The sequence below is a fragment of the Nocardia sp. NPDC047654 genome (assembly GCF_043205035.1).
In the GTDB taxonomy this organism is placed as follows: domain Bacteria; phylum Actinomycetota; class Actinomycetes; order Mycobacteriales; family Mycobacteriaceae; genus Nocardia.
Window position 1 is genome coordinate 225,391 of the sequence record NZ_JBIDDF010000005.1, and the last position, 21,517, is coordinate 246,907.

The 21,517-nt window shown below is 68.6% G+C and carries 23 protein-coding genes; 16 read left to right on the forward strand and 7 right to left on the reverse strand.

What is annotated here, in order from left to right; genetic code table 11:
• The first annotated feature begins 534 nt into the window (after nucleotides 1-534).
• Nucleotides 535-1,707 carry an MFS transporter gene (locus ACGF7Y_RS18175; protein ID WP_393235182.1) on the forward strand — a complete coding sequence of 391 codons (1,173 nt, stop codon included), beginning with the start codon at nucleotides 535-537 and terminating at the stop codon, nucleotides 1,705-1,707.
• 103 nt (nucleotides 1,708-1,810) lie between these two features.
• Here the strand turns inward: ACGF7Y_RS18175 and ACGF7Y_RS18180 are convergent, their stop codons facing one another.
• Nucleotides 1,811-2,452 carry a TetR/AcrR family transcriptional regulator gene (locus tag ACGF7Y_RS18180; RefSeq protein WP_393235045.1) on the reverse strand — a complete coding sequence of 214 codons (642 nt, stop codon included), beginning with the start codon at nucleotides 2,450-2,452 and terminating at the stop codon, nucleotides 1,811-1,813.
• A gap of 330 nt (nucleotides 2,453-2,782) precedes the next feature.
• Between ACGF7Y_RS18180 and ACGF7Y_RS18185 the strand changes: the two genes are divergently transcribed.
• From ACGF7Y_RS18185 to ACGF7Y_RS18205, 5 genes are all read left to right on the forward strand, one after another.
• The gene (locus ACGF7Y_RS18185) at nucleotides 2,783-4,000 is read left to right on the forward strand and encodes a lipid-transfer protein (RefSeq protein ID WP_393235048.1); all 1,218 of its coding nucleotides are present in this window, start codon (nucleotides 2,783-2,785) and stop codon (nucleotides 3,998-4,000) included.
• A 40-nt stretch (nucleotides 4,001-4,040) separates the two neighbouring features.
• Nucleotides 4,041-4,478 (forward strand): SRPBCC family protein, encoded by a 438-nt coding sequence (locus ACGF7Y_RS18190; RefSeq protein WP_391466848.1) that lies wholly within the window; start codon nucleotides 4,041-4,043, stop codon nucleotides 4,476-4,478.
• A gap of 219 nt (nucleotides 4,479-4,697) precedes the next feature.
• On the forward strand, nucleotides 4,698-5,567 hold the full coding sequence (locus ACGF7Y_RS18195; protein ID WP_393235051.1) for a MaoC/PaaZ C-terminal domain-containing protein: 870 nt from the start codon (nucleotides 4,698-4,700) through the stop codon (nucleotides 5,565-5,567).
• Between the two features lie 74 nt (nucleotides 5,568-5,641).
• Nucleotides 5,642-6,517, forward strand: a complete 876-nt coding sequence (locus ACGF7Y_RS18200) for an SDR family oxidoreductase (protein ID WP_393235054.1) — start codon at nucleotides 5,642-5,644, stop codon at nucleotides 6,515-6,517.
• Between the two features lie 26 nt (nucleotides 6,518-6,543).
• Nucleotides 6,544-7,800 carry an acyl-CoA dehydrogenase family protein gene (locus ACGF7Y_RS18205; protein ID WP_393235056.1) on the forward strand — a complete coding sequence of 419 codons (1,257 nt, stop codon included), beginning with the start codon at nucleotides 6,544-6,546 and terminating at the stop codon, nucleotides 7,798-7,800.
• Nucleotides 7,801-8,299: 499 nt separating this feature from the next.
• Here the strand turns inward: ACGF7Y_RS18205 and ACGF7Y_RS18210 are convergent, their stop codons facing one another.
• A complete protein-coding gene (locus tag ACGF7Y_RS18210; RefSeq protein ID WP_393235059.1) occupies nucleotides 8,300-9,181 on the reverse strand; it encodes an alpha/beta fold hydrolase in 882 nt (293 codons plus the stop codon).
• A gap of 68 nt (nucleotides 9,182-9,249) precedes the next feature.
• On the opposite strand from ACGF7Y_RS18210, the gene ACGF7Y_RS18215 reads away from it, so the two are divergent.
• Genes ACGF7Y_RS18215 through ACGF7Y_RS18225 form a run of 3 tightly spaced genes read left to right on the forward strand, consistent with a single transcriptional unit; the run spans nucleotide 9,250 to nucleotide 10,996 of the window.
• Entirely contained in the window at nucleotides 9,250-10,026 is a 777-nt protein-coding gene (locus ACGF7Y_RS18215; RefSeq protein WP_393235062.1) for an exodeoxyribonuclease III, read from the forward strand.
• Nucleotides 10,023-10,502 carry a ribonuclease domain-containing protein gene (locus ACGF7Y_RS18220; protein WP_393235065.1) on the forward strand — a complete coding sequence of 160 codons (480 nt, stop codon included), beginning with the start codon at nucleotides 10,023-10,025 and terminating at the stop codon, nucleotides 10,500-10,502. Before ACGF7Y_RS18215 ends, ACGF7Y_RS18220 begins: the two co-directional genes overlap by 4 nt.
• Nucleotides 10,502-10,996: a barstar family protein gene (locus ACGF7Y_RS18225; RefSeq protein WP_393235068.1), complete on the forward strand. Its 495-nt coding sequence runs from the start codon at nucleotides 10,502-10,504 to the stop codon at nucleotides 10,994-10,996. Before ACGF7Y_RS18220 ends, ACGF7Y_RS18225 begins: the two co-directional genes overlap by 1 nt.
• A 9-nt stretch (nucleotides 10,997-11,005) precedes the next feature.
• Here ACGF7Y_RS18225 and ACGF7Y_RS18230 read toward each other — a convergent pair whose 3' ends face one another.
• Nucleotides 11,006-11,641 carry a TetR/AcrR family transcriptional regulator gene (locus ACGF7Y_RS18230; RefSeq protein ID WP_393235071.1) on the reverse strand — a complete coding sequence of 212 codons (636 nt, stop codon included), beginning with the start codon at nucleotides 11,639-11,641 and terminating at the stop codon, nucleotides 11,006-11,008.
• Nucleotides 11,642-11,735: 94 nt separating this feature from the next.
• Here ACGF7Y_RS18230 and ACGF7Y_RS18235 point away from each other — a divergent pair, with 94 nt between their 5' ends.
• The 3 genes from ACGF7Y_RS18235 to yhjD all read left to right on the forward strand — a co-directional run bounded on the left by ACGF7Y_RS18235 (nucleotide 11,736) and on the right by yhjD (nucleotide 14,856).
• Entirely contained in the window at nucleotides 11,736-12,704 is a 969-nt protein-coding gene (locus ACGF7Y_RS18235; protein WP_393235074.1) for an oxygenase MpaB family protein, read from the forward strand.
• A gap of 21 nt (nucleotides 12,705-12,725) precedes the next feature.
• On the forward strand, nucleotides 12,726-13,757 hold the full coding sequence (gene trpS, locus ACGF7Y_RS18240; RefSeq protein ID WP_393235077.1) for a tryptophan--tRNA ligase: 1,032 nt from the start codon (nucleotides 12,726-12,728) through the stop codon (nucleotides 13,755-13,757).
• A 67-nt stretch (nucleotides 13,758-13,824) separates the two neighbouring features.
• Nucleotides 13,825-14,856: an inner membrane protein YhjD gene (gene yhjD / locus ACGF7Y_RS18245; protein ID WP_393235185.1), complete on the forward strand. Its 1,032-nt coding sequence runs from the start codon at nucleotides 13,825-13,827 to the stop codon at nucleotides 14,854-14,856.
• A gap of 8 nt (nucleotides 14,857-14,864) precedes the next feature.
• Here yhjD and ACGF7Y_RS18250 read toward each other — a convergent pair whose 3' ends face one another.
• Nucleotides 14,865-16,166: a D-alanyl-D-alanine carboxypeptidase family protein gene (locus ACGF7Y_RS18250; RefSeq protein ID WP_393235080.1), complete on the reverse strand. Its 1,302-nt coding sequence runs from the start codon at nucleotides 16,164-16,166 to the stop codon at nucleotides 14,865-14,867.
• Between the two features lie 129 nt (nucleotides 16,167-16,295).
• Between ACGF7Y_RS18250 and ACGF7Y_RS18255 the strand changes: the two genes are divergently transcribed.
• Both ACGF7Y_RS18255 and ACGF7Y_RS18260 read left to right on the forward strand, forming a co-directional pair.
• Nucleotides 16,296-17,810 (forward strand): MFS transporter, encoded by a 1,515-nt coding sequence (locus ACGF7Y_RS18255; RefSeq protein ID WP_393235082.1) that lies wholly within the window; start codon nucleotides 16,296-16,298, stop codon nucleotides 17,808-17,810.
• The gene (locus tag ACGF7Y_RS18260; protein WP_393235085.1) at nucleotides 17,800-18,411 is read left to right on the forward strand and encodes a TetR family transcriptional regulator; all 612 of its coding nucleotides are present in this window, start codon (nucleotides 17,800-17,802) and stop codon (nucleotides 18,409-18,411) included. The genes ACGF7Y_RS18255 and ACGF7Y_RS18260 overlap by 11 nt, the downstream gene beginning before the upstream one ends.
• Before the next feature lie 29 nt (nucleotides 18,412-18,440).
• Here the strand turns inward: ACGF7Y_RS18260 and ACGF7Y_RS18265 are convergent, their stop codons facing one another.
• A complete protein-coding gene (locus tag ACGF7Y_RS18265; RefSeq protein ID WP_393235087.1) occupies nucleotides 18,441-19,337 on the reverse strand; it encodes a phenylalanine 4-monooxygenase in 897 nt (298 codons plus the stop codon).
• Between the two features lie 128 nt (nucleotides 19,338-19,465).
• Nucleotides 19,466-19,999, reverse strand: a complete 534-nt coding sequence (locus tag ACGF7Y_RS18270) for a DUF4396 domain-containing protein (RefSeq protein ID WP_393235090.1) — start codon at nucleotides 19,997-19,999, stop codon at nucleotides 19,466-19,468.
• 107 nt (nucleotides 20,000-20,106) lie between these two features.
• Between ACGF7Y_RS18270 and ACGF7Y_RS18275 the strand changes: the two genes are divergently transcribed.
• Nucleotides 20,107-20,304, forward strand: a complete 198-nt coding sequence (locus tag ACGF7Y_RS18275) for a type II toxin-antitoxin system VapB family antitoxin (protein ID WP_393235093.1) — start codon at nucleotides 20,107-20,109, stop codon at nucleotides 20,302-20,304.
• Between the two features lie 23 nt (nucleotides 20,305-20,327).
• Here the strand turns inward: ACGF7Y_RS18275 and ACGF7Y_RS18280 are convergent, their stop codons facing one another.
• Nucleotides 20,328-20,627: a DUF6881 domain-containing protein gene (locus ACGF7Y_RS18280; protein ID WP_393235096.1), complete on the reverse strand. Its 300-nt coding sequence runs from the start codon at nucleotides 20,625-20,627 to the stop codon at nucleotides 20,328-20,330.
• A gap of 127 nt (nucleotides 20,628-20,754) precedes the next feature.
• Between ACGF7Y_RS18280 and radC the strand changes: the two genes are divergently transcribed.
• Nucleotides 20,755-21,432 (forward strand): DNA repair protein RadC, encoded by a 678-nt coding sequence (radC, locus tag ACGF7Y_RS18285; RefSeq protein ID WP_393235099.1) that lies wholly within the window; start codon nucleotides 20,755-20,757, stop codon nucleotides 21,430-21,432.
• The last annotated feature ends 85 nt before the right edge of the window (nucleotides 21,433-21,517 follow it).

The following is a 21,517-nucleotide window of genomic DNA, read 5'->3' on the forward strand; positions in this document are numbered from 1 at the left end:
GGGGCCGAGCCGTGTCGCTCGGCCGACTCCGGCGCTGGGTGCTCACCCAGCGCCGGGCTGAACATCGGGCACCCGCCCCACCCACCGGTGGAACGGGTGCCCGCACTGTTGCATCGACGTCTGCAACGGTCCACGGGCGCGACCCCCATGCAGTGGCTGCTCGGCCAGCGCCTCGCCCATGCGCAATCCCTGCTGGAAGCCACCGATTACGGCATCGAGCGATCAGCCGGATGTCCGGTCTCGGCACCGCCACCAACCTGCGCCGCCACTTCTCCGGTGTGGTCGGGGGTATCGCCCGCCGAATACCGGCGGACTTTCCGGGCGCGGCGAGCCGGGGGATGCGCGACCGGTGTAGCGGTCCAGGACGATTCGCGGGGTCGACCAGCGTCGTTCATCGACGTCCCGGTGGGCGAACTCACGTTCGCCCGGGAAGCGGATATGGGCCGGGAACGGTTACATGAACACGTGACCAGCCCCGTGACGACGACCAGCACCGCCGCCCCACCCGGACGAACCGCTTGGCATGTACCGGCCATGCTGGCACTGGCCCTCGGCGGATTCGGGATCGGGACGACCGAATTCGTCACCATGGGTTTGCTGCCGGACATCGCCTCGGACATGCACGTCTCCGAGCCCACCGCGGGGCACGCGGTGTCGGCCTACGCGCTCGGCGTGGTGATCGGCGCGCCTTTGATCGCGGCGCTGTGCGCGCGGGTGGCACGCAAGCGGCTGCTCATCGCGCTCATGGCGGCGTTCACCGTGGGCAACGCGGCGACCGTGGTGGCGCCCTCGTTCGAGACGCTGGTTGCGGCGCGGTTCGTCTCGGGATTGCCGCACGGCGCCTACTTCGGCGTCGCCTCGCTGGCCGCCGCCACTCTCGCCCCGGCGGGACAGCGGGCCAAGGCGGTTGCGGCGGTTATGCTGGGGTTGAGCGCCGCCAACGTCGTCGGCGTTCCCGCAGCTACCTGGCTCGGGCAGCATCTCGGCTGGCGCGACGCGTTCGTGGTGGTCGCCTTGATCGGTGTCTGCACCGTGGCCGCGCTGCTGCGCTTCGTGCCGGTACTCACCGGCATCACCATGACCGATCCGATGACCGAACTCGGCGCGCTGCGGCGTCCGCAGGTGCTGTTGACGCTGCTGGTCGGCGCGGTCGGGTTCGGCGGCATGTTCGCCGTCTACACCTACATCGCGACCACGCTCACCGACGTCGCCGGTCTGCGGGCCGGGGCGGTCCCCCTGGTGTTGATGCTGTTCGGCGTGGGCATGGTGATCGGAAACATCGTCGGCGGCGTGCTCGCCGACCGTGGCGTGGACCATGCCATCTCGGTGTCGATGGTCGCGATGACCGTCATCCTCGGTGGATTCGTCGCCGCCGCGCACAATCCCTATACCGCGGCCTTCGGCGCGTTGCTGGTCGGCGCATCCGGGGCCGCGCTGGCGCCCGGGCTGCAAACGCGTCTGATGGATGTCGCGGCGGATGCCCAGACCCTCGCCGCCGCCCTCAACCACGCCGCTCTGAACATCGCCAACGCCGCCGGAGCCTGGCTCGGCGGCCTGGTCATCGCCGCGGGCCTGGGTTACACGGCCCCGGCCGTGGTCGGCGCCGCCTTGGCCGCGACCGGCGTGTTGCTGTTCGCGGTGACCGTCTGGACGGCGCGGAAATCGCGGGACCGAACAGCGAGCGGCACGGTGACCAGGCCGCAGTAGCGCCCTCGCTCTACGTCGTGTTCCCGATGCTCGCCAACCGGGCGTGACAACGCGCGGGCGGGCGGCGGTGGAAGCAGCCGGGAGCCGGACTCGCCGCTGAGGACTATTCGGCGGGGCGGCCGGCAAGCGCGCGGCCCGCGATCTCGTGCAGGTGCGCCGAGGCGCGGCGCCACCGGCGACGGGCGCGTTCATCGTCCGGATCGACGAAATTCGAGATCAGGATGCCGCGCAGCGCGTCCATGGCCGTGTAGATGAAGTCGCGCGCCTCCTTACGGCGCACGTCGTCCGGCACGAAACGGGCGACCGCCAGCAGGACGGCGTTGTTGACGAACGGCTCGACCTTCTCCATCGCCGCGGCCAGCACCGGATCGGTGCGCCCCGCCACCCACAGTTCGACGGTCGCGATGAACAGCGGACCCTGGTGCAGGTCCCACAGGAACTCCAGCGCCGCCGTCACCGGATCGTCACCGGCTTCCACCCGCGACATCTCCCGCATGGCGGTCTCGGCGCGCAACTGCGCCAGATGACTGATCGCGGCCACCACGAGATCGGTTTTCGAGCCGAAGTGATGCACTTGGGCCCCGCGAGTCACCCCCGCGCGTTCGGCCACCCGTGGCGTCGTGGTGCCGGAGTATCCGTACTCGACCAGGCAGTCCACCGTCGCGTCCAGCAGGCGGGTGCGCATCTCGCTGCTGCGCTGCTCCTGCGTCCGGCGCTGCTGCTTCACGACTACGCTCCTGGCCATCGCTCGATCTTACACTTACATACACTGCTGTATGTTCTGGTCGGCGGAGGGGATGCCGCCATGGCCCGGAAATCGTCGAAGCGCGCCTCCTCCGCCCGCGCGACCGTCATACTCGCCGATCGACCGGCGATTATCTGATCAGATCGCTCCAGCGCGGTAATCAAAGAACATGCATGTCTCACTGTATGTAGCAGGGGGGACGCAATCGGCTGGTTACCGGCATGGAGCTGGCGCTGCCGTGCCAACCTCTTGCCCACTTACATACAACCTTGTATGTTTGTTTTCACTCGTTCGGCCGCCTCGCGGCGTACGTACAAACTGAGGAGTTCGATGGCGAACAAGGTCTACGTGGTCGGTGTCGGGATGACGAAGTTCGAGAAGCCGGGCCGCCGCATGGTCGAGGAAGCCGACGGCACCACCCGCGCGTGGGACTACCCGGACATGGCCCGGGAATCCGGCACCAAGGCGCTCGCCGACGCGGGAATCGACTACAACCTGGTGGAACAGGCCTACGTCGGTTATGTCTACGGCGAATCCACCTCCGGGCAGCGTGCCGTCTACGAACTCGGCATGACCGGCATCCCGGTGGTCAACGTGAACAACAACTGCTCCACCGGCTCCACGGCGCTGTACCTCGCCGCGCAGGCGATCCGGGGCGGCCTGGCGGAATGCACGCTGGCGCTGGGCTTCGAGAAGATGCAGCCCGGCTCGCTCGGATCCACCTGGGACGACCGCGAGCAGCCCATGGCCAAGCACATCATGGCGCTGGCGGAGATCTCCGAGGTGCTGTTCCCGGTGGCGCCGTGGATGTTCGGCGCCGCGGGGCGCGAGCACATGAAGCAGTACGGCACCACCGCCGAGCATTTCGCCAAGATCGGCTACAAGAACCACAAGCACTCGGTGAACAACCCGTTCTCGCAGTTCCAGGACGAGTACACCCTCGACGACATCCTCGCCTCGCGGATGATCTACGACCCGCTCACCAAGCTGCAGTGCTCGCCGACCTCCGACGGGTCCGGTGCGGTCATCCTCGCCAGTGCGGACTTCGTCGACGCCCACGACCTCGCCGGGCGGGCGGTGGAGATCGTCGGCCAGGCGATGACCACCGACTTCGCCTCGACCTTCGACGAGACCGCCAAGAACCTGATCGGCTACGACATGAACGTCCAGGCCGCGCGGAAGGTCTATCAGCAGGCGGGGCTCGGCCCGGAGGACTTCCAGGTCATCGAGTTGCACGACTGCTTCTCGGCCAACGAACTGCTGCTCTACGAAGCGCTCGGACTGTGCGGCGAGGGCGAGGCGGGACAGCTGGTCGACGACGGTCAGACCACCTACGGCGGCAAATGGGTGGTCAACCCCTCCGGCGGCCTGATCTCGAAGGGGCATCCGCTCGGCGCGACGGGGCTCGCGCAGTGCTCGGAGCTGACCTGGCAGCTGCGCGGCGCCGCGGACAAGCGGCAGGTGGACGGCGTCACCGCCGCCCTGCAACACAACATCGGCCTCGGCGGCGCTGCCGTCGTCACCGCCTACCAGCGCGCCGATCGCTGACGCGGCCCGGCCGCGGACGAACTCGACGAGGAGTCGACACATGGGACACATCGAAGCCACCAAAGACGTCAACGCCGCCCCGGAAGCTCTGTGGGCGGTCGTCTCCGACCCGCAGACCTGGGACAAATGGTTCACCATCCACGAACGCTTCATGGAGGAGCCGCCCGCCGTGCTCACCGAGGGCGTCAAGCTGGTCGCCAAGATCGTGATGCTCGGCATGGCGAACAAGCTGGAGTGGACCATCGTCTCGGTGGACGCGCCGCACAAGCTGACCCTCGGCGGCACCGGCATGGCCGGGGTGAAGACCGAGTTCACCTTCGATATCCGGCCCAACGGCGAGGGAAGCAGCATCCTGGTGTCCGGTGATTTCGAGGGCGCCCTGATCAAGGGCGCGCTCGGCAAAGCGGTGGAGAAGGACGGCATCAAACAGCTGGACCGATCACTCGAGCAACTCGACGCCCTGGCCGCAGCGGCATGAGCGGTCAGGCCCGGAGGCGGCAGCGGAGCGTGACCACGCAGGGCCCCGCTCATGCCGAATCGGACACGGCATGAGCGGTCAGGCCCGGAGGCGGGAGCGGAGCGTGACCACGCAGGGCCCCGCTCGTGCCCCCATGGGACACGGCATGAGCGGTCAGGCCCGGAGGCGGCAGCGGAGCGTGACCACGCAGGGCCCCGCTCGTGCCGGAGAGGAGTCGGCATGAGCGGTCAGGCCCGTGTCGTCGAGTTCGACGACAGTGGTTTGGAAACCTGGTCCGACGAGGAGCGTTTCGAGGTCACCGCCGAACGCGTGGCGGAGTACGCGGCCGCGACGAACGATCCGATCGCCGCGCATCTGGCCGGTACGGTGGCCGCGCCGGTGTTCGCCATCGTCCCGGTCTTCGAGGCCATGATGATGCCCGTCATCGATGTCGCGCCGATGGACATCTTCGGCCGGGTCGTGCACGGGGAGCAGGACTTCCACTTCCACCGCGCGATCCGGCCCGGAGACCGGCTGGTGTCGCGCGCCAAGGCGATCGGCTACACCAGCCGGCCCAACGGAACCACCATCACCATCCGCATCGAATGCCGCACGGACGCGGGCGAACCGGTCAACGACCAATACCTGACCGCCTTCTTCCGCAACGTCGACGCGGGCGCGACGGTCGGCGCGGCCGCTCCGGCGCACAAGTTCGACGAAGGGCTGCGCGAGCAGGATCCGGTCGCCGTGGTGGCGCAGCACGTGGACCACGACCAGACCTTCCGTTACGCACCGGCTTCCGGCGATCCGGTGCCGCTGCACCTGGACGAGCAGGTTGCCAAGGATGCCGGACTGCCCGGCATCATCGCGCACGGGTTGTGCACCATGGCGTTCGCGTCCTGGGCGGTGCTCACCGAGGTCGGGGGGTCGGATGTGCATCGGCTCAGGCGGTTCGCGGTGCGCTTCGCCAAGCTGGTCTTCCCCGGTGACGATCTGGAGACCCGCATCTGGAAGGCAGGCTCCTCCGACGGGATCACCCGCTACGCCTTCGAGACCGTGCGCGGCGACGATGTCGTGCTCAGCGACGGACTGGCCGAGATCGCCGACTGATCCTCCAGCGGCGGCACGGATTCCGCCGCGTTCTTTCCCATCGCCGGATTCGGCGCGACTTCAGGAGACAACACATGGGCGTACTGGCCGGACGGGTTGCCGTCATCACCGGTGCGGGTCGCGGCATCGGCCGCGAGCACGCACTGCTTTTCGCGAAGGAGGGCGCCGCGGTGGTCGTCAACGACCTCGGAGGCAGCAACGCGGGCGAGGGGACCGACAGCGGTCCCGCCCAGGATGTGGCGCGCGAGATCGTCGCCGCGGGCGGCAAGGCGGTGGCCAACACCGATGACGTCGCCACCTGGGACGGCGCGCAGAAGCTGGTCGAACAGGCGGTCACCGAGTTCGGCGGCCTCGACGTCGTGGTCAACAACGCGGGCATCCTGCGCGACGCCTTTATCGCGGGCATGTCCGAAGCGCAGTGGGACGCGGTGATCGCCGTGCATCTCAAGGGGCACGCCGCGGTGCTGCACCATGCCGCCGTGTATTGGAAGCAGCAGTCCAAGGCGGGCAATCAGCCCGATGCCGCGGTGATCAACACCGCATCGGCGTCCGGCACCACCCTGCCCAACCCGGGACAGGCCAATTACGGCGCGGCCAAGGCCGCGATCGCCGCCCTGACTCTGGTGGCCGCCGAGGAGCTGGCGCGCTACGGCGTGCGGGTCAACGCGATCGCGCCGATCGCGCGCACCCGGCTCACCCTGGCCACTCCCGGCATGGGCGAGATGCTGGCGGCCGAGGCGGAGTCGTCCGAGGGCGGGTTCGACGCTTTCGCCCCGGCCAACATCGCGCCGCTGGTCGCGTACCTGGCCGCCGAGACGTGCCCGATCACCGGCAAGGTGTTCGCGGTGCAGGGCGGCGCGATCTCCGAGCTGGCGGGTTGGCACGATGTGAAGACCATCGAGACCGAGGGTCCCTGGCTGATCGACGACATCGCCGCCCGGCTGCCCTGATCCCGGGGAATGTGAGGAGAACGACGATGTTCGAATGGTCCGAGACCGATGTGCTGATCCGCGATGCCGTCCGGGGGTTCATCGACAAGGAGATCCGTCCCAACCTGGACGCACTCGACAGCGGCGAACTGCCGCCGTACCCCGTCATCCGGAAGTTGTTCCGCGAGTTCGGGATCGACGTGATGGGCGGCGAGGCCGTGCAGAAGATGCTGGCCAAGCAGGAGGCGCGGGAGGCCGCCGTGGCGGCGGGGGAACCGAAGCCGGAGAAGAAGGCCTCCGGCTCGAGTCCGTTCGCCGGACAGGAATCGCTGATGGCGGTGCTCATCGGTGAGCTGTCCGGGGTGTGCATGGGCCTGGTCACCGCGATGGGCGTGAGCATCGGTCTCGGCGCCACCACCATCATGTCGCGCGGCACGCTGGCCCAGAAGCAGCGCTGGCTGGAGGACATCGTCACCATGCGGAAGGTGGCGTCCTGGGCGATCACCGAACCGGACTCCGGTTCCGACGCGTTCGGCGGCATGAAGACCTACGTCAAGCGCGATGGGGAGGACTACCTGCTCAACGGTCAGAAGACCTTCATCACCAACGGTCCCTTCGCCGATGTGATGATCGTCTACGCGAAGCTGGACGACGGCGCGGGCGGTGACAAGCGCGAACGCAAGGTGCTCACCTTCGTGCTCGACGAGGGCATGCCAGGCCTCACCCAGGGCAAGCCGTTCAAGAAGATGGGCCTGCATTCCTCCCCGACCGGTGAACTGTTCTTCGACAACGTGCGCGTCGGCCGCGACCGGCTGCTCGGCGAGACCGAGGAGCACAAGGGCGGCGACGGCCGCGACAGCGCCCGGTCGAGCTTCACCGCCGAGCGCATCGGCGTGGCCTTCATGGCGCTGGGCATCATCAACGAGTGTCATCGGCTGTGCCTGGAGTACGCCAAGAGCCGCAAACTCTGGGGTCAGGAGATCGGACGCTTCCAACTGGTCCAGCTGAAGCTGGCGAAGATGGAGATCGCGCGGATCAACGTGCAGAACATGGTGTTCAACACGCTGGAGCGGGGCCGCGCGGGCAAACCCCCGACCCTGGCAGAGGCCTCCGCCATGAAGCTGTACGCCTCCGAGGCGGCCACCGAGGTGGCGATGGAAGCGGTTCAGCTCTTCGGCGGCAACGGCTACATGACCGAGTACCGCGTGGAGCAACTCGCGCGCGACGCCAAGTCGCTGATGATCTACGCGGGCAGCAACGAGATCCAGGTGACCCACATCGCGAAGGGGTTGCTCGCGCAGTAGTTTCGAGCTGGACGACCTCGCACGGCGCTCATGGATTCGAGCGAAGCGAGCTTCGGCCGTTTGTGACCGGGCTGTCTGCCGTCTCAGCGCGCGGGCGGACGGCGGTCATTCGCCGGCCGCCGTGTGATCAAGTCCTGTGAACACCGCTGCACCCGATTACATCGGCCCTACCGCCGGTCGAGTTGGGGCGCTGACCGTGTGCATGTGGTCTCGAGCTGCCGACGAGCCAGTCGACCCAGCCACGGGCTCGACCGAAGCGAAACCGACACCGCCCGCTCGTGGCACCGAGCCGCGTGCCCTATGCCCGTAGCTCGATCGTCAACGCGCCCAGCTCACCCCGACTCCCGGTTTCGAGCGAAGCGAGACCGAGCATGTTCCGTTCGCGGCCCGGCTCGCGTCCGAGTGATCGCTGCGTCCGCGACGAAGTCGCCAGCAGCGGTCGCTCGGACGCGAGCCACGAAGGGGCCGCGAACACCCAGCGCCGAAGGCGCTGGAAAAACTACACAGCGCGCAACCGCGTGCGGCTGGCGTACACGTGCTCGGCGATGAGGGTGGCGATGCGGTCGGGCGCTTCCAGCATCGGTACGTGGCCGACGCCGTTGACCAGGATGCGGTCGGCGGATTCGGGCAGTTCCTTCAGGTAGCGGCGTGCGTAGACGCGGTTGGGGATGACCCGGTCGTACTCCGCGAGCAGCAGCCGGACCGGCGTCCGCAGGGTGGACAGGTCCTCCTGGGCCGGCGCTCGCATCGCGCCGAGGACCATCGGCACCATCGCCGGGCAGTGCAGTGCGGCGGCGAGGGCGGCGGCGGCGTCGCGGCGGGAGACCGCGGAGGCTTGCTTGCTCAGCGCGAGCAGCGCGATCCGCTGGGCGAGGGGGTTGCCGATCGCGAATCCGCCCAGGCGCTTGCCGATCTGGACGATCGGCACCAGCGAGAGGAATTTCAGGTTGATCCGCCACTGGGTCAGCGAGGGCGCGTGCCAGCCGCCCGCGGGTGCGATGAGCGTCAATGTGCGGGCGCGTCCGCGGCGGGCGAGTTCGACGCCGACCAGCCCGCCGAGGGAGTTGCCCGCGATATGGCAGGTGCGCCAGCCCAGTTCGTCGAGCTGATCACAGATCCCGTCGGCCAGCGTCGACACGTTCACCGCGGGGCCCTCGGTGGGCGCACCGCCCCAGTGCCCCGCGAACGCGGGCGCGAACACTTCGCAGTGCGTCGACAGCCGCGCGGCGGTCTGCTCCCAGCAGTGCGGCGACATCATGAATCCGTGCAGCAACAGCAGGGGATCGCCGGAACCCACATGCAGTGCCTTGATCGGCTGTGGCTGTTTCGCCGGGGTGGAGCCGCGCGCGGCGGCGGAGGACTGGGAGGTGTCGGACGACATCGTCTTCACCCCTTCCTGGACGGCGGTGTCCGGGGGACTTCATCTGACCAGCATTGTACGGTCGTGAGGTGCCGTATATCTCGACAGTGAACGTGAACGGTGTCCGCGCCGCCGCGGGCAAGGGGCTGCTGGCCTGGCTCGCGGCCACCGAAGCCGACGTCGTGTGCGTGCAGGAGACCCGCGCGACCGACGAGCAGGTCCGGGCCGCGCTGGCTCCCGCGCTCGACGCGGGATGGCAACTGTCGCACGCCGAGCCGGAGTCGAAGGGCCGCGCCGGTGTCGGCATCCTGTCCCGGCGGACGCCCTGCGCCGTGCGAGTCGGCTTCGGCAGCAGTGAGTTCGCCGCCGCGGGCCGCTATCTCGAGGCCGACTTCGACGACGTCACCGTGGCCAGCGTCTACGTGCACTCCGGCGACGCGGGCACGGTGCGCCAAGACGAGAAGTACCGCTTCATGGCCGAACTCGGCGCCTATCTCACCGCGCGAACCGGGGACTTCGTGGTCGCCGGGGACTGGAACATCGCGCACACCGAGCGGGACTTGAAGAACTGGAAAGGCAACCTGAAGTCGGCCGGCTTCTTGCCGCAGGAGCGGGCGTGGATCGATGAGCTGCTGGCCGCGGGCTACGTCGACGTGGTGCGCCACCTGCATCCCGGGGTCGACGGCCCGTACAGCTGGTGGTCCTACCGGGGCCGCGCGTTCGACAACGACACCGGTTGGCGCATCGACTATCAGTTGGCCCGAGGCGATGTGGCCACCCGCGCCAAAGACGCGGTGGTCGAGCGCGCCGCCGCCTACGACCAGCGTTGGTCCGACCACGCTCCGGTCACGGTGCAGTACCGATGAACCGGTCGCCGTTGGTCAAGCGCGGTCTCGGTGTCCTGGGCGCGGTCGCGCTGGTGCTGCTCGCCGCGGTGCTCGCACTGTACGACGGGGGCGATGCCACCACGTCCACGTCCGCGAGTCGCGCGACCACCGCGGCGGCGAGTACGGTCACCGCGCCGCGCGGGGACAGCGCGTCGCCGGTCACCCAGGCGTCCGGCGTGCCGGAGCGCGCGTACGTCACGCTGCGGGAGATCGACGCGGGCCGGTGGCCGGGCTCGGCGAATGCCCCGGGCACCAAAGGGGGCGAGCGATGGCAGAACCGCGGCGGCGACCTGCCCGCCGCGGACGGTTCCGGCAAGCCGATCACCTATCAGGAATGGGACGTCAATCCCAAGCAGTCCGGCCGATCCCGGGACGCCGAACGCATCGTCACCGGCAGCGACGGCTCGGCCTGGTACACCGGTGACCACTACAAGACCTTCACGAGGATGCGCTGATGACAAAGACCGTCACGCTGTCGCAGTTCCTTGCCCGTCCCGATGCGGACGACGCGCCGCCGAGGGCCGAACTCGCCCCGCCGCGCGTCACGTTCGGCGCCCTCGCCGTCGATGCCGCCGAGTTCAGTGGTGTGCGGGACAAGGCGCCCCCCGGTTACCTGGTGCGCGAGCTGCGCGGCGCGAAGATGCCCACCACCGCCCGGCTCTTCGACGAGTTCGCCGCGGCGTTCCAATTCCCGTACTACTTCGGCGAGAACAAGGACGCGTTCGACGAATGCCTGCGTGACCTGGACGATTTCCTCGGTGAAGGGGCCGGATACGTTGCCGTGGTGCGCGACTCGGCCGGATTGCTCGCCGACGAGCCGATCGAGCGCGACTGGTTCGCCGAGGCCATGCGCGACTGCGCGGCCTACTGGTCACGGCGGGACGTGCTCTTCCGGGTCGTCCTGCAAGGCGACGCGCCCGACCTCGAGGACGTGTCCCTGCGGATGTGAGCGGGACCGTTACCGCAGTTTTTCCGCCAGGTCCTCACCGAGCAGGACGAACACGTCGACCGTGTGCTCGATCAATTCGTCGCGGGTGAGGTTCAGATCGCCTTGCAACCAGGCGGTCAGCGTCTGCACCAGCCCGCCGACCAGGTACAGGGCGCGGAAATCGATCGCCGAGGCCGGGGCCGCGTCGGACATCCGGTAGAAGTCGGTGCCTTCCGAGGCCACCATGTGCGCGAACGCGCGCACCGTCTCGGTGGTGCGGGCCCGGAGCTCCGGTGTCGCCATGCCCGCGATCAGGGCTGCTTTCGCCTTGCGCGGGTCGTCGGTGAGCAGGTGCACGCCCGCGGTGATCGCGGCGTGCGCGGTCGCGCGCGTGTCCGGCGCGGCGGTGCGCACCGCGGCGAGGATGGCCGCCGCGAGTTCCTCCGCGATTCCGTCGATCAGGGCGGTGAGCACGCCGTCGCGGCTGTCGAAGTTCTCGTAGTAGTACCGCTCGTTGAGGCCGGCCCGCGCGCACAGCCCCGACACGGTCAGCTTCCCGAGCCCTTCCGTGCCGATGATCTCGAGCGCTGCCTCCAGCAGCGCCGCACGCCGCTGCGCCCGGCGCTCCTCGGCGGAGATGCCCCCGTAAGTCCGTTGCGCCGTCACCCTTCGATTCTTACAGGTGCGCCGGCTCCCACGCCGGGTGCCGACAACGCAACATTCTGGCAGAGAGTATTGCCAGAAAGGCGGATTCTGGGGGATGCTATTGCCAGATGTGCTCGACGAGGAGGCGACGATGTCCGAGCCCGGCTATTTCAGTGACCACTCGATGGTCCGGCGGGTGATGAGCAAGCGCGCGGTGGGTCTGACCTACGGCTTGCGCGCACTGGTGATCGGCGCGGTGCACCCGCTGCTCTATGTCGGCACCGCGGAGAACACCGAGCATCGGATGACGCCCTACACCCGGCTCGCGCTGACCGGCCGCCTGTTCGAGGCGGTGTTCCTCGGCAGCAGGTCCGAGGCCGACCGCGCCCTGGCGTTCACCAGGAAACGGCACGTCGGAGTGCGTGGCGCGCTGCCGGAGGATGCCGGAGCCCACCATCCCGCGGGCACCGGGTACTCCGCGCTCGATCCGCACCTGATGTTCATGACGATGGCCTTCACCTTCGACTCGGCCGAGGTGATGTACGACCTGCTGGTGCGCACCATGACCGAGGGCGAGCGCGAGGGGCTCTACCAGGACTACGTGCGCTGGGGCGAGCTGTTCGGCATGCCCGCGGACGCGGCGCCGGGCAGCTATCACGAGTTCCGCGCGTTCTTCGACGGCTACCTGGCCTCCGACGAGCTGTTCCTCACCGACGAGGCGCGGTTGGTCGGCTCCTATCTGGCCGGACAGCGCGTCCCCTACTCGCAGGGCGTGCCGTTGCAGCAGGTCACCTCCGCGTTCTACCGGCTGGTGCAGGGCAGCCTGCCGCCCCGGATCCGCCGGATGTACGGGATACGGTGGGGTGTGGCCGAGGAGGTCGCCTACCAGGGGCTGTCCCGGGCGGTCCGCACCGCGCACATATCGTTTCCGCTGGTGCCGCCGGTGTTGCGTGGCACGCTCGCCGGGCCCAGCGCGCCGGTCTACAAGAGGCTGTCCCAGCGCGAACACGAACTGGTCAGTGGCGGACGGCCGAGTATGCCGGGGGTGGACCCGCGCAGCTGGGTGCAGCGAAATTCCGCTTGAGCCGCATGGGAAGATCGGAGTATGTCCAGTCCTGCGCCCAGCCCGGCCGCCGAACGCAAGCAGCGGGTTCTTTCCGGGATCCAGCCGACCAGCTCCTCGTTTCACCTCGGGAACTACCTTGGCGCGCTGCAGTACTGGGTGACCATGCAGGACGACTACGACGCGCTGTATTTCATCCCGAACATGCACGCGATCACGGTGCCGCAGGATCCCAAGGAGCTGAAGGCGCGCACCAAGGCCGCCGCCGCCCAGCTGCTCGCCCTCGGCATCGACCCGAAGAAGTCCACCCTGTTCGTCCAGAGCCAGGTGCCCGAGCACGCCGAGCTGGCCTGGGTGCTCAGCGGGATCACCGGTTTCGGTGAAGCGAGCCGGATGACTCAGTTCAAGGACAAGTCGGTGAAGCAGGGCGCGGAGAACGCGACCGTCGGCCTGTTCACCTACCCGCTGCTGATGGCCGCCGACATCCTGCTCTACCGCGCCCATCAGGTGCCGGTCGGTGAGGATCAGCGCCAGCACCTGGAGTTGACCCGGAATCTGGCCCAGCGCTTCAACACTCGGTTCAAGAAGACGTTCGTGGTGCCGGAAGCGCACATCGTCAAGGGCACGGCGAAGATCTACGACCTGCAGGACCCCACCTCCAAGATGAGCAAGTCCGCCTCCACCGACGCGGGCCTGATCAACCTGCTCGACGACCCGAAGGTCACCGCGAAGAAGGTGAAGTCCGCGGTCACCGACACCGAACGCGAGATCCGCTACGACCCGGAACGCAAACCGGGCGTCAGCAACCTGTTGGTGATCCTGAGCTCGCTGACCGGCGCGCCGATCGTCACGCTGGAGAAGGATTTCGAGGGCAAGGGTTACGGCGAGCTGAAAGCCGACGTGGCCGACGCGCTGGTCGAATTCGTCACGCCGTTGCGCGCGAAGGTGCAGGAGTACATGTCGGATCAAGGTGAACTCGACCGCATCCTCGCCGCCGGGGCCGAGCGGGCGCGAGAGATCGCGGGCAACACTCTCGCCCAGGTCTACGACCGGGTCGGTTTGCTGAGTCGCTGAACGGCTACTTCACCTTCGTGCGCCCCGTCAGGCGTCGTGCGAGGTCTCTTGGTCGAAGGGGCGAATGGTGCAGGTGATCGACAACATCAAGGCCGGGATCGAACGCCGGGTCCAGGCACAGCCCTGGCTGGACCATCTGGTCCGTACGGCGGGCCGCTACCAGCGGCAACGGGGTAACTACTACGCGGCGGGCATCACGTATTTCACTGTGCTGTCGCTGTTCCCGCTGCTGATGATCGCTTTCGCGGTCGCGGGCCTGGTCTTGTCCAGCAATCCGGACCTCCTGGCGGAATTACAGGCAAAGATCGTCGAGAACATTCCGGGCTCGTTCGGCACCCAGGTGAACGACCTGGTGGATCAGGCGGTCGAGTCGCGGGGCGCGGTCGGCGTGCTGGGGCTGGTCACCGGCGTCTACAGCGGGCTGGGCTGGATGGCCAACCTGCGGGCGGCGCTCACCGAGCAGTGGGAGCAGAAGTCTCCGGACGGCAATTGGCTGATGGCCAAGCTCTCCGATCTCGGGGCGTTGGTCGGTCTCGGTCTCGCCTTCACGGTGTCGCTGGGGTTGTCGGCGTTGGCCTCGAGCACCCTCGGTTCGCGGCTACTCGAAAGCCTCGGCCTCGGTGAAGCGCCCGGGGCGGGTGTGCTGCTGTGGCTGGTGTCGACTTTGCTCGGGTTCCTCGCCTCCTGGGCGGTGTTCGCGTGGGTCATCGCGAGGTTGCCCCGGGAACCGGTGACGCTCGCCAGCGCTGTCAAGGCGGCCGCGCTGGCCGCGGTGGTGTTCGAGGTGTTCAAGATCGTCGCGTCGATCTATCTGCGCTCGGTGCTGAACAGCCCCGCCGGCGCTACCTTCGGCTCGATCATCGGCCTGATGGTGTTCAGTTATGTCACCTACCGCATCGTCCTGTTCGCCACCGCCTGGGCGGCCACCGCCTCGGAGAACGAACCGGAAGCGGAGATTCCCGCGCCCGGCCCCGCCGTGATCGCGCCGCGGGTCAGCGCACGCGACATCTCGGTGGGCGTGGGCGCCACCTACTTCGGCGCGGGGGCGCTGGCGGCCCTGGCACTTTCTGGATTGCGCAAGTTGCCGGGCCGTCGGTGAACGTTCGATCAGCGTCGCCGGTTGGCCTGGCGTGCGCCTAGCAGCAGCGCGGCGACCAAGAGGACACCGCCGATGATCAGCATGGTTCTGGCGCCGGTGCGGCGGTCTTCGGCTGCGGGCATGGCGGACGGGTCGCTGCCCGGCACCGAAGGCGTGGCCCGGTCGCTGCCCGCCGTGGGCGGCGCGGCCAGGGTGACCGCGCTCTGGTCGCGCTGGGCTACCACCGCGCCGGGCAGGTTGCCGATCGAGGCGCCGCGGGGCAACGCGAATCCGTAGTCGAGCAGGCGGGCGGCCTGTTCCCACGGCCGGATCGGCCGCACGTCGGCCTTGAGCAGGGTAACGGCGAGCCTGCGGCCGTTGCGCTGCGCGGCGGCGACGAAGGTCTGGCGCGCGTCGTCGGTGAAGCCGGTTTTTCCGCCGAGGGCGCCGTCGTAGTTGTAGAGCAGCTGATTGTCGTTGCCGATGGGGTAGCCGGGGCGGTCGGTGTCGCCGGGAACCGCCGGGTCGGCGGGGTAGCCAGGGAAGTCGGCCTGCTCGGTGTGGATCAGCTCCGCGAACAGCGGGATGGTCATGGCCTCGCGGAACAGCACGGCGAGGTCGTAGGCCGAAGTGCTCATCCCGGGCCCGTCCAGCCCGGATGGTGTGGCCGTGCGAGTGTCCATGGCGCGCAATGATTTCGCGAGGTCGTTCATCTTCGCGACGGTCGCGGCGTCGCCGCCCAGCTGGGCGGCGATGGCATGCGCGGCGTCGTTGCCCGAGGCCATGATCAACGCTTGCATGAGCTGCCGGTTCGTGTAGCGGCCGCCGGGGCCGATGCCCACCCGGGTGCCGTCGGCATCGGCGTCGGCCTGCGTGCCGACCACCACCTTGTCGAGATTCAGCGTGCGCAGCGCCAGCGTGGCCAGCAGCACTTTGATCGTGCTGGCGGGCCGGTAGCGCCCGTGCGGGTCCTTCGCCGCGAGCACTTCGCCGGTGTCCAGATCCGCCACCAACCAGGCCGTCGCCGAAATCTCCTGCGGGGCGGGCGGTGCGGCTTTGGGCAGCACGACGCCGCACTCCCCGAGACGGGGCCCGCCGATCGGCGGGGAAGGAATCGGCAGCGGTGCGGGAGCCGACTGTCCGGGCGCGGGCACCTCGGAGGCGTCGATGGGCGCGGGCGGCAACGTCTTCTGCGGGCAGCCGTCGGTGTTCGGGGTGGTGAACGGTGTACTGGTGCTGGGCTCGGCGAGGGACGGCGCGGCCGTCGTTGCGATCGCGGCGACGGCCAGCACGGCGCCCACGCAGAGCAAGGCACGGCGAGTGATCTTCATCGCCGATGAGCCTAGCGAGCGGGCCGGTGATCGGCCGCACACACTCATCGCTCCGGACACTGGTATTGACATCTACTACCAAATGACAGTTACTATCAAAAAGTTGTATCTACCACTTTCGGAGGCATCATGAAGAATGACTCGACCCGCCGCTGGCTCGCCCTCGGCGCGCTGGCCGTGGCGATGCTGACCATCGGGCTCGATGTCACCGTGCTGACCGTGGCGCTGCCCACGCTCGCGGTCGACCTGAACGCGAATACCGCCGCGCTGCAATGGTTCAGCAGCGCCTACACGCTGGCGCTGGCCGCGGTGATGCTGCCGGCGGGCGCGCTCGGCGACCGCTACGGCCGCAAGAAGTTCCTGCTGGCCGCCTTGGTGCTGTTCGGTGTCGCGTCCGTCGCCTGCGCCGTGGCCACCTCGCCCGGCGAGCTCATCGCGGCGCGCGTAGTCCTCGGGCTCGCGGCGGCGGCGATGATGCCGCTGTCGATGTCGGTGCTGCCCGCTATGTTCCCCGAACCGGCCGATCTCCAGCGGGCGCTCACGATCTGGATCACCTCCACCGCGATCGGTCTTCCGCTGGGCCCGATCGTGGGCGGCTGGCTGCTGCGCAACTTCTGGTGGGGTTCGGTGTTCCTGATCAACGTGCCGATGGTCGTGATCGGCGCGCTCGCCGTCGCCGCGTTGGTACCGGAATCGCGCAGCGCGCGACGCTTCCGGCTCGACCTGCCCGGGGTGGTGCTGTCGGCCGCGGGCATGCTCGGACTGACGTACGGCTTCATCCGTATCGGGGAGAAAGGCTGGGGCGACGGCCTGGCGTGGGGCATTGTCGCGGCGGGTGTGCTCCTGTTCGGCGCGTTCCTGGCCTGGCAGCGCAGGACGACGCATCCGCTGGTCGATCTCGGCCTGTTCGCCGCCGACGGATTCCGCTGGGGCACGGGCTTTTCCATCGTGGTGAACTTCGCCATGTTCGGCATGTTCTTCACCGTTCCGCAGTACTTCCAGGCGGTGCTCGGCGTGGACGCGCTCGGCAGCGGCCTGCGGTTGCTTCCGCTGATCGGCGGGTTGCTGGTCGGCAGCAGGTTGGTCGACAAGGTGCTGCCGAAGCTGGGCCTTCGTGTCGTGATCACGGCCGGGTTCACCCTGTTGGCTGGTTCGCTGGCGCTCGGCGCGCTCACCACCGTGGACAGCGGCTACGGCTTCACCGCCCTGTGGTTGACGCTGCTGGGCGCGGGGATGGGTCTGGTCATGCCCGCCGCGATGGGTATGGCGATGGGCGAACTGGACGCGGAGCGCTCCGGCTCCGGTTCCGCGCTGTTGCAGGCGCTGCGTCAGGCGGGCGGCACCATCGGCGTCGCGGTGCTGGGCACCGTGCTGGCCACCCGGTATCGGTCCGAACTCGGCGCGCTGAACCGCGAACCGATCGACGACGGCGTGAACGCGGGCGTCGCCACGGCGCGCCACCTGGGTGATCAGTCGATGCTGCACCAGGTGCAGGTCGCCTTCCTCGGCGGCATGAGCGCGATGCTCTGGGCCTGCGCCGCGCTGTGCCTGCTGGCGGCCGTGCTCACGGCGACGTTCATCCGCGTGCGGCAACCCGACCGGGCGCGGGAGCCGGGTGCGGCAGAATCGATTCATGTCGGTTGAGCTACCCGCGAACGGGACGGCGCGAGGTCTGCGCGAGCGGAAGAAGGAACGGACCCGCCGGACGATTCGCCTCGAGGCCTTCCGGCTGTTCCGCGAGCAGGGATACAACGAGACGACCGTCGAGCAGATCGCCGCGGCCGCCGATGTCTCGCCGAGCACCTTCTTCCGCTACTTCCCGTCCAAGGAACAGCTGGTACTGGCCGACGATCTCGATCCGGTGATCATCGAGGCGCTGCGCCGTCAGCCGCGCGACGTCCGCCCTATGGCCGCCTTCCGCGAGGCGGTGCGCGAGGTCTTCGCCAACCTGCCCGCCGCCGAGCTGGCGTTCGAGCAGGAGCGCCAAGCGCTGCTGTTCCACGTGCCGGAACTGCGCTCCGCGATCGGCTTGGAGATGATGCGCAGTATCGATCTGCTGTCCGGACTGCTGGCCGATCACCTCGGCCGCTCGCCCGACGACTTCGAGGTGCGGGTGGCGGCAGGCGCGATGACGGGCGCCGGGCTTGCGGTACAGGCGATGGCGCCGATGAACCTCGACAACATCGCGCGCACGATGGATTTCCTGGATGCGGGCATGCCGCTCGCGCCGCAGCGTGAATCCTGAACGCTTCGATCCGGCTCGCCGTTCGCCGACTACGCCCCGGCGGTGCTGGCTTGCCGGAACCGATCCGGGGTGTCGTCGTCCATGGTCGCGAAGAAGCCGCCGATCACGTCCTCGATCTCCGCGATCGAGTCCGCGCAGTAGAGAATCGGCTGGTAGTGGGTGATGTCGTAGGTCGCGGTACCCATTCGGGCGATGTCGAGCGGGCGCAGCTCGGCGTGCCGGAACTCCTCGATCTCGCCGTAGGACGACAGCAGGCCCGCGCCGTAGCAGCGGATCTCACCGTGTTCCCGGACGACGCCGAATTCCATCGAGAACCAGAAGACGTCGGCCAGGAATTTCAATGCGCGGTCGGTGCTCAGCCGCGCGACCGCCGCGCCGACCGTCGCGTAGATCGCCGCGAAGCGGGGGCTGGCGATCTGGTTGGCGTGCCCGATGATCTCGTGGATGGCGTCCGGTTCGGGGGTGTACAGCGGCGCGGAATGATGCCGGATGTACTGCGTGGAGTGGAAGATCCGGTCCGCGAAGGAGCCGAAGAACTCGCGCAGCGGCACCAGGCCCGCGGCCGGTGCGTAGCGGAATCCGGTCAGCGGTGCCAGCGCCGCGGAGACCTCGTCCAGTTGCGGGATGTGATCGGTGGGCAAGGACAGCGCCTCGGCGGCCGCGAGTACCTCCGCGCTGGCATAGCGGCGATGTTTGCGGGCGAGTTCGGCCGACACGATCCGCCACACCCGCTGCTCCTCGTCGGTGTAGGCGATGTGGGGGAGCGGCTTTCCCGGCGCGTAGTCCAGCGCCAGCGCGGCGATGGCGTTGCGCCGGGCCCGATATGCCGGATCGTGCACGCCGGGGTGCTCGTCGCTCAGGTGCACGGTCACGTCGCCGTCGCCGGTGCGGGTCACCGGCGAGTACAGCTGCGCCTCGCTGAACATATCTCGATGCAAGCACCACCGGGACCCGGCGACAACAAAAGCCCGTTCAGCTGGACAATCTGTCTAGCCGAACGGGCTTATTCCGGGCAAATCCGGGAGTGGAAGGCGCGGATAGGGCGTCGTTCTGATCAGTGCGCGCCGTGCAGCGCATGCACCACCGCGTGGCCTTTGCCGCGTCCGATCAGCCACTTGTTGACCGGCGTGGTCACCACGAACGCCACGGTGAAGGCGAAGGCAAGCGTGGTCCAGAACAGCACGGTGTCCAGGTGGGCGTCCATCGCCCCCGGGACCGCCAGGATCACGGCGTTGTCCACGATCTCCATGACCGTGATGGACACCGTGTCGGCCGCCAGCGCGGTACCGATGGCGGCCGCCAGCGGCAGGCCCGCCCGCAGTACGCCGCGCATGGTGAACGCGTAACCGAACACGAACGCCAGCACGATGGCCAGCACCATCGTCGAGGCGTTGTTCCAGCCCAGCGCGGTGCCGATCACCATGCCGAGGATCTCGCCGATGGCGCAGCCGGTGAGGCAGTGCAGCGTGGCCATGGCCGCCATCCGCCAGGTAGCGGGGGAGTGGTGGGCGGTGTGCTGACCGACCTCCTTCGTCGCGTGCGCGGTGTGCGAGGTGTGCTCGCCCGATGGGTCGTGCCTGTGTTCCATGCAGGGAACTATACCCCCGTAGGGTATGAATGCAAGCCTGAGTTCGTGATTTGCCGGACATGAACCCGCTTTATGCCGCAAGATGGCGAAAGTACGAAGGAGGGCGCATGAAATCCGTGCGGATCGATCTCGACCAGGACTTGCTCGCCGCGGCCGCCGCCATCATGGGCACGTCAACGAGCGACGCCACCATCAACGAGGCCTTGCGCCGGATCGTCGTGCACGAGCGTCAGCTGCACAATCTGGAAAGGCTCGCCGCGAAGGCGTTCGTCGGGCTACCGGACGTCGCGGTGGTGGACCGCTAGGCTTTCCGCAGACGCCCTTTCGGCTACCTGGGCGATACGGGCCGCTGCTCGTCGAGAGCGCGCTGCCAGACCGCCTCGAACTCGTGAGCGTCGATCTGGAGCGCGGTGAACTCGGTCTCGGCATTGATCTCCTCCGGGGTCGGAACCGGAATCTGCCCCAGTTCGGTCGTACCGGTGCCGCTGCCCGAATCGGCCCAGTCGGCGTGCCCGTCACGGAACATCTCGACCTTGCGTACCTCGAAACCGTCTTCGCCGATCTCGCTGAACAGCTCGACCGGTTCGTCATCGAAGTCGTGGTGCCATTGCGCCTTCAGATACCACATAGCACATCAGCTCCCCAGTTCGTGACCGCTCGGCTACCGAACCGCACACCAGCCAGCATATGCGCGATGTGTCGGTGGCCCCTGGCAGAATCCCGGACACTGTTGGCGTGACCGAGGGGTGGGAGTCATGGCGGTCTCTCTAGTCGACGTGCCGGTGGCGCAGCGGCCGCGTGAGCGGTTGCTGGCCCTCGGCCCGCACGCGCTGAGCGACGCGGAGTTGCTGGCCCTGCTGCTGGGGCAGGGCAGGCGCGGCGCGAGCGCGCTGGACCTGGCGGTGGAACTCTTGGTCGAGCACGGCGGGCTCGCCGGGCTGTCGTCGGCGCGCCCGGAGGAGTTGTCGCGCCGAGCGGGTGTCGGCGTCGCGAAGGCCGCCGCGATCATCGCCGCCTTCCACCTCGGCGCGCGAGCCCGCGGTAGGCCGGACATCTCGATCCGGCTGACCAGCCCCGCCGACGTGGCCGCCGCCGCGCGCCCGCATTTCGCCGGGTCCAGAGTCGAGCGCCTGCTCGTCCTGGTGTGCGACGCGCAGAACCGCCTGCGGCAAAAGGTCTTCGTCGCCGAAGGCGCCATCGACCAGGTAGCCGTCCCGGTCCGGGAAATCCTCAACACCGTCCTGCGCCACGACGGCCGAGCCTTCGCCATCGTCCACAACCACCCCTCCGGCGACCCCACCCCCAGCCCCGACGACCGCCGCACCACCACCCTCCTCACCGAAGCGGCGCGAACCGTAGGTCTGCGTTTCCTGGACCACGTCGTCCTCGCGGGGGAGAGATGGGCCAGCGCCCCCGGGGTGGCAAGCGGCTGACAGGTGAAACGCGCCGCGACTACGCTGCCGACTGGCAGGCACGGCTGCGCTACGGATTCGACGCGCAACGGACTGCGGCGATGAA

Excerpts from the sequence above, each read along its gene's own strand:
- ACGF7Y_RS18175 (WP_393235182.1), top strand. The coding sequence starts at position 535 with ATGCTGGCACTGGCCCTCGGCGGATTCGGGATCGGGACGACCGAATTC.
- ACGF7Y_RS18180 (WP_393235045.1), bottom strand. The coding sequence starts at position 2,452 with ATGGCCAGGAGCGTAGTCGTGAAGCAGCAGCGCCGGACGCAGGAGCAG.
- ACGF7Y_RS18185 (WP_393235048.1), top strand. The coding sequence starts at position 2,783 with ATGGCGAACAAGGTCTACGTGGTCGGTGTCGGGATGACGAAGTTCGAG.
- ACGF7Y_RS18190 (WP_391466848.1), top strand. The coding sequence starts at position 4,041 with ATGGGACACATCGAAGCCACCAAAGACGTCAACGCCGCCCCGGAAGCT.
- ACGF7Y_RS18195 (WP_393235051.1), top strand. The coding sequence starts at position 4,698 with ATGAGCGGTCAGGCCCGTGTCGTCGAGTTCGACGACAGTGGTTTGGAA.
- ACGF7Y_RS18200 (WP_393235054.1), top strand. The coding sequence starts at position 5,642 with ATGGGCGTACTGGCCGGACGGGTTGCCGTCATCACCGGTGCGGGTCGC.
- ACGF7Y_RS18205 (WP_393235056.1), top strand. The coding sequence starts at position 6,544 with ATGTTCGAATGGTCCGAGACCGATGTGCTGATCCGCGATGCCGTCCGG.
- ACGF7Y_RS18210 (WP_393235059.1), bottom strand. The coding sequence starts at position 9,181 with ATGTCGTCCGACACCTCCCAGTCCTCCGCCGCCGCGCGCGGCTCCACC.
- ACGF7Y_RS18220 (WP_393235065.1), top strand. The coding sequence starts at position 10,023 with ATGAACCGGTCGCCGTTGGTCAAGCGCGGTCTCGGTGTCCTGGGCGCG.
- ACGF7Y_RS18225 (WP_393235068.1), top strand. The coding sequence starts at position 10,502 with ATGACAAAGACCGTCACGCTGTCGCAGTTCCTTGCCCGTCCCGATGCG.
- ACGF7Y_RS18235 (WP_393235074.1), top strand. The coding sequence starts at position 11,736 with ATGCTATTGCCAGATGTGCTCGACGAGGAGGCGACGATGTCCGAGCCC.
- trpS (WP_393235077.1), top strand. The coding sequence starts at position 12,726 with ATGTCCAGTCCTGCGCCCAGCCCGGCCGCCGAACGCAAGCAGCGGGTT.
- ACGF7Y_RS18250 (WP_393235080.1), bottom strand. The coding sequence starts at position 16,166 with ATGAAGATCACTCGCCGTGCCTTGCTCTGCGTGGGCGCCGTGCTGGCC.
- ACGF7Y_RS18255 (WP_393235082.1), top strand. The coding sequence starts at position 16,296 with ATGAAGAATGACTCGACCCGCCGCTGGCTCGCCCTCGGCGCGCTGGCC.
- ACGF7Y_RS18260 (WP_393235085.1), top strand. The coding sequence starts at position 17,800 with ATGTCGGTTGAGCTACCCGCGAACGGGACGGCGCGAGGTCTGCGCGAG.
- ACGF7Y_RS18265 (WP_393235087.1), bottom strand. The coding sequence starts at position 19,337 with ATGTTCAGCGAGGCGCAGCTGTACTCGCCGGTGACCCGCACCGGCGAC.
- ACGF7Y_RS18270 (WP_393235090.1), bottom strand. The coding sequence starts at position 19,999 with ATGGAACACAGGCACGACCCATCGGGCGAGCACACCTCGCACACCGCG.
- ACGF7Y_RS18275 (WP_393235093.1), top strand. The coding sequence starts at position 20,107 with ATGAAATCCGTGCGGATCGATCTCGACCAGGACTTGCTCGCCGCGGCC.
- ACGF7Y_RS18280 (WP_393235096.1), bottom strand. The coding sequence starts at position 20,627 with ATGTGGTATCTGAAGGCGCAATGGCACCACGACTTCGATGACGAACCG.
- radC (WP_393235099.1), top strand. The coding sequence starts at position 20,755 with ATGGCGGTCTCTCTAGTCGACGTGCCGGTGGCGCAGCGGCCGCGTGAG.